8 protein-coding genes and 1 tRNA gene are annotated in these 12,772 nt (G+C 43.1%); 5 read left to right on the forward strand and 4 right to left on the reverse strand.

Features of this window, described 5'->3' with window-relative positions:
- Positions 1 to 82: 82 nt before the first annotated feature.
- Both EL162_RS07325 and nth read left to right on the forward strand, forming a co-directional pair.
- Complete coding sequence (locus tag EL162_RS07325; RefSeq protein WP_126331151.1) at positions 83 to 2,440, forward strand: ATP-binding protein; 2,358 nt, start codon at positions 83 to 85, stop codon at positions 2,438 to 2,440.
- Positions 2,441 to 2,567: 127 nt separating this feature from the next.
- Positions 2,568 to 3,212 carry an endonuclease III gene (gene nth / locus EL162_RS07330; protein ID WP_076555188.1) on the forward strand — a complete coding sequence of 215 codons (645 nt, stop codon included), beginning with the start codon at positions 2,568 to 2,570 and terminating at the stop codon, positions 3,210 to 3,212.
- 201 nt (positions 3,213 to 3,413) lie between these two features.
- Here the strand turns inward: nth and EL162_RS07335 are convergent.
- Positions 3,414 to 3,500 (reverse strand) — tRNA-Leu (locus EL162_RS07335).
- Positions 3,501 to 3,764: 264 nt separating this feature from the next.
- Between EL162_RS07335 and ppk2 the strand changes: the two genes are divergently transcribed.
- The 3 genes from ppk2 to nfsB all read left to right on the forward strand — a co-directional run bounded on the left by ppk2 (position 3,765) and on the right by nfsB (position 7,193).
- Complete coding sequence (gene ppk2 / locus EL162_RS07340) at positions 3,765 to 4,898, forward strand: polyphosphate kinase 2 (RefSeq protein ID WP_076555161.1); 1,134 nt, start codon at positions 3,765 to 3,767, stop codon at positions 4,896 to 4,898.
- Between the two features lie 91 nt (positions 4,899 to 4,989).
- Positions 4,990 to 6,543, forward strand: coding sequence for an exodeoxyribonuclease VII large subunit (gene xseA / locus EL162_RS07345; protein ID WP_126331153.1), 1,554 nt, complete (start codon positions 4,990 to 4,992; stop codon positions 6,541 to 6,543).
- A complete protein-coding gene (nfsB, locus tag EL162_RS07350; protein WP_076555159.1) occupies positions 6,540 to 7,193 on the forward strand; it encodes an oxygen-insensitive NAD(P)H nitroreductase in 654 nt (217 codons plus the stop codon). The genes xseA and nfsB overlap by 4 nt, the downstream gene beginning before the upstream one ends.
- A 22-nt stretch (positions 7,194 to 7,215) precedes the next feature.
- Here nfsB and dusB read toward each other — a convergent pair whose 3' ends face one another.
- The 3 genes from dusB to EL162_RS07365 all read right to left on the reverse strand — a co-directional run bounded on the left by dusB (position 7,216) and on the right by EL162_RS07365 (position 12,570).
- Positions 7,216 to 8,241, reverse strand: coding sequence for a tRNA dihydrouridine synthase DusB (gene dusB / locus EL162_RS07355; protein WP_076555158.1), 1,026 nt, complete (start codon positions 8,239 to 8,241; stop codon positions 7,216 to 7,218).
- A 163-nt stretch (positions 8,242 to 8,404) separates the two neighbouring features.
- On the reverse strand, positions 8,405 to 10,126 hold the full coding sequence (locus tag EL162_RS07360) for a hypothetical protein (RefSeq protein WP_126331157.1): 1,722 nt from the start codon (positions 10,124 to 10,126) through the stop codon (positions 8,405 to 8,407).
- A 74-nt stretch (positions 10,127 to 10,200) separates the two neighbouring features.
- On the reverse strand, positions 10,201 to 12,570 hold the full coding sequence (locus EL162_RS07365) for a hypothetical protein (protein WP_126331159.1): 2,370 nt from the start codon (positions 12,568 to 12,570) through the stop codon (positions 10,201 to 10,203).
- Between the last annotated feature and the right edge of the window lie 202 nt (positions 12,571 to 12,772).

Genomic DNA, 12,772 nt, shown 5'->3' on the forward strand with positions numbered 1-12,772 from the left:
GATTTTTAGTGATTTTTATGACAATTTGCCCAAAAAATTTTAAAAACCAAAAGACAATTATCACGATTGCTTAATAATATTTATGAAAATAACCGCCCTTGCCAATACGCACCGACTCAGTAGTGATGCCCTAAAACGCCACACCGATGCCACAAAATTACCCAAATCAAGCCGCCTAAGCCTGCCCAAGCTTGAGCTTGATTTTGGTCAAAAGCACGCCCTAAAGACCATCAACACCGCACTGGATATTCAAGCGGCAGGCTATCATGTGTTTGCTGCAGGCGAGACAGGGCTGGGCAAACGCACGCTTATCACAAGACTACTCAAGGAGCGTGCCAAGTCAATGCCAACGCCAAACGACTGGATTTATGTGCATAATTTTGGGGACGCTCGCCGCCCAATTGCCATTGATTTGCCTGCAGGCACAGCTGCCATCTTGCAACAAAAAACACACAAGCTGTGGCAAGTTGCCAAAAAAAAGTTGAGCAGCAAACTGCTTGGCGAGGTGCACCAAAACCAAATCAGACGCATCAAATCCACAATCAGCACCAGCCAAAATGAACAATTTTCCATCATTGATAATGAAGCAAAACTGCACAATCTTAGCCTAAAAAGCAGCAGCGATGGTCGTATTGAATTGGTAGCATTGGATAATAATCAGCCGATTAATCAGCAAGCATTGGCAACTTTGCAGCATAAATTAAGCCAAGCTGAATTGTATATTGAAGAATTAGAAGATGATATCCACAGTCAGCTTGACACACTGTATCAAAGCACCGCACGCAAAGTGCTTGAGCCACTGTTTCGCCCATTGCTCGATAATTTTGCTAATTTTGCGAAAGTTATCAAACACTTAAAAGCCATGCAAGCGGATATGATTGACAATGTTGCACGCATTATCAATGGCGATGACGAGGCTTTTTTGCCTACCACATTAAGCGATGTGCCAAGCCGCTATGCCATCAATATCATTAGCAGCCACAAAGCAGGTGCAGGTGCACCGATTGTTTTTGAGGATTTGCCAACCCACTTGAACCTGCTTGGGCATATTGAATACACCACCGAACTTGGTACGGTATTGACCGATGTCAGCATGATTCGTGCTGGAGCATTGCACAGAGCCAATGGCGGTTTTTTGATTTTACAAGCCGAAAATCTGCTAGAGCACCCTTATGCATGGCAGGGGTTAAAACGAGCTTTGCAATCTGGTCAAATCAAAATTTCAAGCCTTGAGCAAATGTTGACCTTGACGGGCAGTTTGTCGCTTGAGCCTGACAGTATTTGTCTTGATGTGAAACTTATCTTGCTCGGTGAGCTGTCTTTGTATTATCAGCTTTTAGAAATGGATTCTGAATTTTATGGCATGTTCAAGATTCGTGCAGATTTTTATGACACCATCAAAAGAGATGATGCCAGCGAATACATGATGGTGCTAAAAATTGCCGACATGATAAAAGCTCGACAACTGCCTGCCTTTGATAACACTGCTTTTGCGGTGATTATTGATGAGCTTGCCAGACTGACTGATAATCAAAACAAACTGGATCTACACGCAGGCAGACTGCTTGGGATACTGGTTGAGTCAGCACGCATAGCCAATTTATCCAATGCCAAAACAGTCAAAGCCCTGCATGTCAAAACCGCCCTGTCCGACATGACAGAACGCACAAGCTACCTCAAGCAGCTATACTGGCAAGAGATTTACAACGGTCAGCAACTCATCACCATCACAGGTGCTGCAGTTGGTCAAATCAACGCCCTAACCATCATCAGCTATGCTGACAGCGAGTTTGGTCTGCCTGCTCGCTTAACAGCACTTATCACCCCTCGTTTTGGCACAGGGGAGGTTTTGGACATTGAACGAGAGGTGGAATTGGGTGGCAGCTTGCACGCCAAAGGTATGCTGATTATGTCTGGATTGTTGCGGTCATTATTCAGCGAGTTTTGTGAATTGAACTTCAGTGCCTCTTTAGCATTTGAACAAAATTATGGCGAAATTGATGGCGACAGTGCCACGCTTGCCGAAGCTTGCGTGCTACTATCTGCACTGGCTGATGTGCCACTTGCCCAAAATATCGCCATCACAGGCTCAATGAACCAACTGGGTCAAGCCCAAGCAATCGGTGGTGTTAATGCCAAAATCATCGGCTTTTTTGAGGCGTGTCGTGATGCCCTAGACGGCAGTCAAGGGGTTATTTTGCCACGCAGTAATTTGCCACATTTGATGCTGCCAGATGATATTATTGATGCTGTACACGCTGGCAAATTCCACCTGTATGCCGTCGATCATCTCAATCAAGCACTTGAGCTATTGACAGGCATGGCAATTGCCGATAAAAATAAGCATGGCGAATACAAGCGAGCGACTTTGTTTGGCAAAATCATCAAACGGCTTGAGGGCTGGTCGGATAAAGACAACAAAGATGAAAAGTCCAAATAATCTTTGAGATTGTTTATACCAAATCCCATTAATATTTTAAAATTAATTAACAATGAAAACAACCACACGCAACCAACCCAAAAAAATAAGCATCAGCAAAACTGCCGACACGCCAGCTTCACGCCCGATGAATGCCGAAAAACGCTTGGCATTTTTCCAAAAATTAGCCGAACATATCAAAGATCCTGTTACCGAGTTGAACTACAGCTCAGAATTTGAACTGCTAATTGCTGTCATGCTCTCTGCACAGGCAACCGACAAAAGCGTCAATATCGCCACCGAAAAGCTCTTTGCTGTAGCCAATACCCCCCAAGCAATTCTCGATCTTGGTTTGGATAATCTAAAAAAATACATTAGCAATATTGGATTATATAATTCCAAAGCGGCCAATGTCATCAAAACCTGTCAAGATTTGCTCACCAAACACAATGGGCAAGTTCCCCAGACCAGAGATGAACTTGAAATGCTGGCAGGCGTGGGTCGCAAAACCGCCAATGTCGTACTAAACACCGCATTTGGCAAACCTGTAATGGCGGTTGATACGCATATTTTTCGCGTGGGCAATCGTACGGGGCTTGCCACTGGCAAAACAGTGCTGGCGGTCGAGAAAGCATTGCTTAAACGCATTCCCAGTCAATATCTGCTTGACGCTCACCATTATCTGATTTTGCATGGGCGATACACTTGTATGGCACGCCAACCAAAATGCGGCTCATGCGTCGTGTATGATGAATGTATGTTTAAGGATAAAGAAAAATGGGCGGAACAATAACCCGCCCAGTCAAATAGAAATGTTAAGAAAAACTTACAAATATGCAAGGCATTTCATAATAACACCCTGTCAAGCTGTGTGATTTGCCTTTTGGCACTTTTGCCAAGATTTTAAGCAAGGCCTTGCTCAAACAAAACCTGTGCGATGGCTTATTAATGGTAAAAATAAAAACCTGTAACTTAGGCTACAGGTTTTTCTTTATGGTACCAGTGGTCGGACTCGAACCGACACGCTTTTAAGGGCAACGGATTTTGAATCCGTCGTGTCTACCAATTTCACCACACTGGCATGTATGGTTAAGCTCGCTGGCTTATGTGTGCGTATTATACAGGATATTTTTGCCCTGTCAATAACTTTTTTTATTTTTTTCAAAATTTTTTTGCAATTTATCACTTGTCGGCAAATATAACAAACCTGCATCAAAATGCCACACATTTTTTCATAAACTTAGTCGCGATTGGCAAGTGGCAAATGCTTGCGTGTCAGTGGCTGACATGATACCATATTGATAGTAAGGTTTTGTTGTTTTTCATCAGTGATTAAGGAGTTTTTATGACCAACAAAATACCAACAAAAACAGCGGCAAGCACGCAGCCCGCTACCAAAAAAGCAACACAAACCAAACCTGTCGCCAAAACCCCTGCCAAGCCTACCAAAACCACCGTCATGGCAAAAACAGTCGAACAACTAGAAGAACTGCTTGAACACGCCAGCCCAGAAGAATTGGCAGAATTCGGTCAAACGCTCAAAGAATACCTCCCCGCTGCCCAAATCGCAAGCCAAATTCGCACCGATAAATCAAAAGACACGCAACTGTCCGAAAACTGGCGTGAAGGTGGTTATCCGTACAAACACCGCCTAAGCCGCAAAAATTACGAGGCACAAAAGTATAAACTACAAATTGAGCTATTAAAATTACAACGACACATCAAAGCCACAGGGCAAAAGTTGGTGATTATTTTTGAAGGTCGTGATGCTGCTGGCAAAGGTGGCACCATCAAGCGGTTCATGGAGCATCTAAACCCTCGCGGTGCTCGTGTTGTCGCCCTAGAAAAACCCACAGATCAAGAGCGTGGACAATGGTATTTTCAGCGTTATGTGCAACATCTGCCAACCTCAGGCGAGATTGTTTTATTTGACCGCTCATGGTACAACCGTGCGGTGGTTGAGCGTGTGATGGGTTTTTGTAGCGATGAAGAATATCGTACTTTTATGCGTCAAGTGCCTGAATTTGAGAAACATTTGGTCGAATCTGGCATTCATTTAGTAAAATTCTGGTTCTCTGTCAGCCGTGAGGAGCAAAAAGCTCGCTTCGCCAGCCGCGAAAACGACCCACTAAAACAATGGAAACTGTCGCCTGTAGACAAAGCTTCATTGAACAAATGGGACGATTACACTTTGGCAAAAGAGGCAATGTTTTTTAATACCGACACTGCCGAAGCACCATGGATTGTCATCAAATCAGACTGCAAAAAGCGTGCCCGTCTTAACGCCATGCGTTATGTGCTGAACAAATTAGCCTACGAAAACAAGGACTCTGGTCAAATTGGCAATATCGACCCACTGATTGTTGGCCGTGCTGGTGCATTGTACGAAATGGACGAACGCACTGACCTAGCGGTTGCTTCTGCCAAAATTGTACAAAAAACACCTCAAGCTAAAAAACCCACTGGCAACAAAAAATAAGCCCATTTGCCGCCCCGACTTTGGGGTGGCAATTCTTGCCAAACATTGAGCCATTTTGCTAAAATAAAGCATTATTTTAGCAAGTTAAGCCATGTCAAATTTTATCGCAGATCGTGCCATTGCACTTAGCCAAGCCAGCAGTGATGCTGATGCCATTGAACAAAAACATCGCCAAATCGCCGCCGACTTTGAGCAAGAGCTTGCCAAATCACCACCTGATTTGACTGGCGTACAATTGGCACTGTCTGACTATTTATCCGCCGTCAAGCTGGTGCTTGATGATTATTTTGATCATGAAGTTTGGGTGCGTGCTGAGATTCGAGCGATTAACAGCAAAGGTGGGCATTATTATTTTGAACTGGCAGAAACCGATGATGAAGAAAACATCACCGCAAGTTGTCGTGCGACTTTGTGGCGTTTTCGTGCCAAAACCGTCTTGGCAAAATTTACCGCCGCAACAGGCCAAACACTACAAGCAGGCACAAGCGTACTGTTAAAATGCTCAGCAAGTTTTCACGCTCAATATGGCTTTAGCCTAAATATCAGCGACATCGATCCGCATTATACGCTTGGCGAGTTGGCAGCCGCCTATCAAGCCATGAAAAATCGCCTGCACGAATCTGGATTGTTAAATTTAAATAAACAAATCCCACTGCCATTTGATATTCGTCATGTGCTGGTTATTGCTCCAGAGCAAGCAGCAGGACTGGGTGATTTTCGTGCAGAGGCTGACCGACTGGCAGCTACCAAGGCTTGTTTTTTTTCTTATCACCATGCTACTTTTCAGGGAAACGGTGCCGCTGATGAAATCCGCACCACCTTTATAACCAGCCTTGCCAGCTTCCAAAAAAACCACAACACACTGCCTGACTTGGTTGCAATCATTCGTGGTGGCGGTGCTGTTGGTGATTTAGCTTATCTGAACAATTATGAATTGGCAGCTGTTATTGCCGAATCGCCAGTACCTGTCTGGACAGGCATCGGCCATGAGCGAGATTTGGTACTGCTAGATGAAGTAGCACACACTCGCTTTGATACGCCTTCCAAGCTGGTTTTGGCAATTCAATCACATCTGGTGCAGATGACCAGTAAAGCAACTGTGGCAATGGACAGGCTAATCAAGTTTAGCAAAAATAAACTATCCAAAGCCAGTCAAGACAACCAGCAACAATTACAACGCATTCGCCTAAATAGCACACACAGCATCAGTTTGGCAAAAAAAGACCTATTGCACCAGCATAAATATCTAAAAAACAGCACAAAGCATCATTGCAGTCAGACAACTCATCGACTCAACACCCTGCTGACAAGCACTCGTGCTGCCACCCAAGCTATTACCACACAGGCAAAAATCAACAATCTTCGATATTTCAACCAACACAAGATTGTATTTGATTATTTATCAAAATTAAAAAATAATTGCCGATATTTACAGAGTTTGATTCTTATTCAGCACCCCAAGAGAACCCTGAAAAAAGGCTATGCCATCATTCATGAGCAATCACAATCTGCTTGCAACATTGCACATATTGCACAACTATACCCCAAGCAAAAGATTCAAATCACATTACAAGATGGCACCGCCACCGCCACCATTGATGCGATTGATACACGCCAAATGAATAGCACAACGGAGATTTTATGAATCCTGTCATTTATGCACAGCAACGCTATACCTGCAAATCCTATGATGCCAACCGTAAAATTGATGCACAAACTCTTGATGATTTATTACAAATGTTGTGGCTTAGTCCTTCATCAATCAATATCCAGCCATGGCGATTTTTTGTTACAGATAACGCACAAACCAAAGAAAAAATTATAAAATCAATGATTGATGGCGACGAACATAATGTAGCAAAAATAAACAATTGCTCTCATGTGATTATTTTTTGCACACGGACAAACATCGACCAAGATCATCTCATGCGTGTGCTACAGGCAGAAAAAGACAGTGGCAGATTTGCCAGTGAGGACATCATGAAAGCCAGACTGACGCTATGCCAACATTACATATCGCAGCTAACAGCTGATGCTGATACGCTTTTTCACTGGGCGGAAAATCAAACCTTTATTGCCTTAGGGCAACTGCTGTTATCCGCTCAACTGCTTGGCGTTGATGCTACGCCAATTGGTGGTTATAATAAACAATTACTAAATAAAGAATTTGAATTTGATAAGCAAAATTTACAAAGCTCTGTCTTGGTCGCACTTGGCTATGCCAGCAACAATGACAATAACAAAACCTTAGCCAAGGCTCGTTTGGACAAAGCAGAAATTTTTGAATTTATTTAAAACAGGTCATCTTCACCAGCTGCTATGGTGATATTTGTTCAGTTTTTATTAAAAATTTTTCCACAACCCTATATTGCTCATCGGTGGTTTGACAGGCATACATCGCTTCACGAAAGGCGTTGGAATTTGGCAAACCACCCGTATACCACGCAATATGTTTGCGAGCAATACGACAGCCTGAATATTCCCCATAAAAGCGATACAGTTCATCTAAATGTGCCAGAACCACTTGACGAATCTCAGCAACAGTCGGCTCTGGTGCTATTTTTCCTGATTGGGCATAGTAAGCAATATCCCGAAATAGCCACGGCTTTCCTTGTGCTGCTCGCCCTATCATTACAGCATCAGCCCCTGTCATGGCTTGCACCTGCAATGCTTTTTGAGGACTGTCAATATCTCCATTGACAATCACGGGGATTTTTACCGATTGTTTAACTTCTCTAATTAATTCATAGCGAGCCTGCCCTGTATAAAAATCCTCTCGCGTCCGTCCATGTATGGCGATGGCTGCCACGCCTGCCTGTTCGGCGATTTTGGCAATGGACAAAATATTCTCCTGACCATTGGCAAAACCCAACCGTGTCTTTAGGGTAACTGGCACATCAACCGCTGCCACCGCCGCATCCAGCAATCGTTTTACCAAATCCTCATCTTGCAATAATGCCGAACCTGCCAATTTTTTGCAGACCTTTTTGGCAGGACAGCCCATATTAATATCAACAATTTGTGCCCCATTAGCAACCTGAAACTGTGCCGCTTGAGCCAACTTTTCTGGTTCGGCACCTGCAATCTGTGCCGAAATTGGTGCAATTTCACCCTCAAAATTGGCACGATACAAGGACTTTTTGCGTGCATATAATGCAGTATCAGCAATAATCATCTCGCTGACAGCATGGCCTGCACCAAATGACTTGCACAATCTTCTAAAGGGATTGTCAGTAACACCTGCCATCGGTGCCACCCACAATCTATTTGTAATTTGCAAATCTTTGATTTTTAAAGGTTTTAGTAAAATATGCTGGTTATTATCATCATTATTTGTTGTCATATTTTTCCCAGACATCGCCAAATTTATCATGCAGGTATTGTATCACAAATCACAACCGATTGATAAATTAGCATACCGTAACCGATTTTATCAATTTATAATAAATTTAATATTGATTATTTCTTATAAATCAATTAAAAACCATCTTATAAGCAAATCAACATCACTGTTCTTTATTATCATCACCTTCCTGATTGTCCTCTTCTTGACCGTCCTCATTGTCTTCATCAAAATACCAATCATCTTCTGCCTGCCCAGACTGACCCATGATAAGAGCAACCATTGCTTTTAGGTATTTATCATTACTATTTTGTAGTTTATCTACCAAGTCTTTATTATATTCTATAAAGTTTATGGTATTGCTGGCGTTAGGCTCTCGCATCGAAGCAGGCAGCCTGTCAAATAAATTTGTCTGCACAGGGCCAATATTGGTAAAGCTATCAACTTTTAAAGGCTGGCTTATTTTGAGCTTGGCAGTCGCCTCATCATTACCACGAATCAAAGGGTTTTTCCAATATTGTCGCTGATAAATCCAATTAATGCGATTGCCAGCAAGCCCATAATAAGAAAAGGGCTGATACGATGGCAAGTCTGCATCTGGCGATGTCCGCAACTGCAACTGATAGTCGCTGCTAAGTTGTTGTAGCGTATTGAGCAAAAACTGCACAAGCAACTTGGCATTTATTCGGATGGATTCCATCGACTCGCCTTCTACTGGCTCATCGGTGCTTTGATTGGTATTAACCAGCTCAATTAAAGTTTCGCCATCAGCAATGCTTCGCCCACCATCAGCAACCGAAGAAGTCAGCTCGGGATATTCTCTGGTGATATTTTGGTATAAAGTATCAACAAAAATATAGCGAGCATACGCCAACTGCTGTGCATTGGCAGACGATCGGATAATTTTTGGGCTTGATGTTATGCGTTTTTTTGCTTCATCGGGTAAATCATCTGCAACCAATTCTGCCAAAACAGCTTCGGCTTGCACCCAATCAAAAGTATCTGTAGGCAGGCTCAAAAAACTCTGCTTTTTGGCATCTAATATCATTTTTAATAAATGATTGCCAAAGTTGTCTGGCAGGCTGTCATCATTTAGATTAATTGCCAGCCATTTATTCTGCCACTGGTTGCCCATTGCCTTATCCAATGTCTCACTATAAAGCATGGCTAAATTATCCGCCCAAAGATACAGTACGCCCTTTTTTAGATCCAGATACAAAGGTTGGTTGGCATACGCAGTAAAATTGCGTGTCTGATAGCCAAAGCTAGGCAGGAAGCTCACCATTCCAAGCATCGGTTGATAATTGCCAGCTATGGACAAAGTGCTTGGCTCCAATAGATAGGTACGCAATAATTTTGCTTTTTTGACCTCAAGGGCGGTGTGCTTGCCATCATGCTCAAGCTCATAAACGGTTTGGTTGGCTTTTTTGATAATATCATTTTGGTTAATTTGTTCACGCAACTGTACAAATAGCAAATCCATCTGGGATTTGGCATCTAATTGTTTATTTTCACTAAAAAATTTATCCGCATCAAAAGTCTCAATCCCTTGATTTAATATCGCTTGTTGATCGGCAATGCATTGCAAATATTCTTCTTTAATTCGCTGATGCTCCGCTGTTTGCTCCACCTGTTCTGCTGCCACATCTTGCTCTGCCATCAGTTTTTTGGTCAAGGCAATGTAGGCGGCATCATGGCTATCTTCACACGATTGCATGATATTGGCACTGGCGGTAAGCTGCTTATCTGTTGCCGCTGCCAGTGCATTTTCACGCACGCTATTAGAGACATAAAAGTCTGTACGGTAGCCAAACGACTGTCTGGCTTGAGCTGCCATCGCCTGCATAAGTGCCTCTTGGGCAGGTTTGGCTGTGGTTGTCGCCATGGGTGAAGTTGCAACACAACCACTTAAGCCAAATAAAGCAGCAACAAGTGATAAAGGTTGGAAAAATTTAATCTTCATTGGGATAGCTCGCTGCCGTTTTGTTCTGTGTTTTGACAAGTATCATCACACGCATCATCTGACTGCGTGTCCGTATCGCCATCTTGCCGATAGTCCTCTCGTGCCTGAATTGCCAGTTTGCCGATTTGTTCATCTTGCCAAATCTGCCAAAGCCACTGATTACCATCTGCTGATACAGCATTGCTGGTTTTTGGCAGTTTTGTGGTATAAGCATGGTCAAATGGCTTATCACTCAGACGAGTTCGTCCAACGATTTGCATGGCGACATTGGTCATTTGCTGATTGTTATTTTGTATGGACTGCATGCCAATCAGCTCGCCCTGCCCGTTCAGATAATAATACAGATGGCTTGAATTATTGAATGGCAAAATCGCCTCAACCAATGACAAAAAACTGCCAACATCATCACTTTGATAGCCTTGATTGACCAATACCCAGTCATCAATTGCTGATTTTATGCTGACAGGTGTTACTTTCAGACCTGACTGTGCCAAGAGTTTTTTATTGGCATCTTGATAACTGTCGGCATTGAAATCAATGTAATTTTTTAAATCATTGGCAACCAATTTGGCAATGATTGCCAGCATTTTACCCTGCTCGGCAATATTTGGGCTAAATTTAATCACTTGTGCTGCACCAATCTGTTTGGCATAATCATCACCACTCATTGCAACAGGGGTGAATCGTTCGCTGTCCAATTGGGCCAGTGCCAACGGATATGCCCGCATCACCGCATCAAAAACCACTTGGGTGGGAATCATCTCTGCCAAAGGCTGTGGCAAATAAAAACGCATCTTGCCCTCAGTAATTTCTTCTGGCAGATATGCGTATTTTGGAGCAGCCAATGCCAAAAGTGGCAACAACGCCGAGCTGTCAGCGGTGATTTGTGCTTGGTTAAAATCCAGCATGACTGGCAACTGCAAAGACTGCTCAGCGGTTCTAGAACGATATTCCAGCCCCAGTACACTGCTGATTTGCCGCTCTTTGGGCTTGTAATGACTAAGTATGGTGATGGTAGTGTTGTCGTATTGATACAGATTTTTGGCGGTCAATTGCTCGGGGCTTTTTTTGATATAATCAAGCATCGATGAGAACATATTGGCATAGATATTGCCACCAATGCCCGTTGGCAAAGGCAGCTGATTGTCCAGTTCGGGTTCTGCTCCATCGGTCTTGCCCTGTTCAGAATTGTCGGCAGCTTTCATCTGCTTATATGACTGAAGCAAAGAAGGTCTGTCGTATTCTGCACCTTCACCAAAAACCTTGTCATAAAAATCATGCTCAAGGCTCAAAGATTGCTCATAATCATCAGGCAGCGTGATTGGTTTATCAAAAGGATAATACTCATTGACAGCATTGGCACTACAGTACAATGCCTGATAATATGCTGCATTATAGGCTTTAGGGTCGGTAGCAGGGGTAATCCCATCTCGTTTTAGCTGCTCTTGGGTTTGTTTGTGCTCATCTAGACATGGCTTTATTGCCGCCATTGTATCCAGCTTTTTTTGACTTAAGCCATTTTCGATATACGAAAAAGCATCTTGCCGCGAGCTGGTGGTATAGGCGGTTCGGCACATTGTATAGTTTCGCCAGACATTGTCATACACTGCGTAATTCTTAGCTGACAGCGATTTGTTTTGTCGCTTTGCACTAAGTATCTGCTGCAAATCCGTCTGATAATTGCTGGCACATTGGCGAATTGTTTCTATATCTTGACGCTGATAACCCTCTGCTGTTTTTGCCAAATCCAACAAACCTTCATCGCTCGTTTTAATACAGCTGGCAATTTCATCAAGCTGTTCCTTAATGGACGCATCTTGACTGGTGCTACTAGGCTTGGTTTTGATTTTCTCATCAATATTAGCCGAAGCCTCCGACAAGCAGCTTTTTAGGGAATTATAAGTCTCTTGAATCTTTTGCGAGCGTTGCTGATAATCATCAGACATGGCAATCTCACGACTTATGGCATTGGCTGGCACGGTGTTATTTTTTTCATCATAATATCGCAAATACGGCAACGAATCATCTTCTACCAAATACTCTGCCATGCCACGATAAGCGTCTTGCTGGTATTCTGCAGCGGCTTTATTTTTCTGATATTCCTTGAGTTTTAACATCGTCGTCCAAAGGCTATCAGCATTGCCATCAATCTGAGTGTTCGTATTATAAGGAAAAACACGATAATGATAAGTTGATAACGCATAGCGTTCTTTGCCCAGATGCTTGCTGATTGCCGCCAAGGCATCGGTCTTGGCACGCACCGCAGGCGTATTGGCATTGTCTGCAAATGGCAATTGGCTTTGGCTTGGCTGTGGTGCTTGCGTATCAACGCTTTGACAGGCTTGTAATAACATCGCCACAATCATCAAGTAGCCCCATTTGGGCTGCAAATGCATCCGTTTATTTGTATTTTGTGAGAATTTTTTTATCATATCAAATACCAAATCCCATCTTGCTGTGCCATGCCTCAACTTCGCATCACCCATTTCTTCCCAAAACCGCTTGGTTGCACGGCCATCATGCTAATTTCTATAAATCAGTAATGTAACATAATTTTTACAATTTGCC

This window comes from Moraxella cuniculi (assembly GCF_900637105.1).
GTDB lineage: Bacteria > Pseudomonadota > Gammaproteobacteria > Pseudomonadales > Moraxellaceae > Moraxella > Moraxella cuniculi.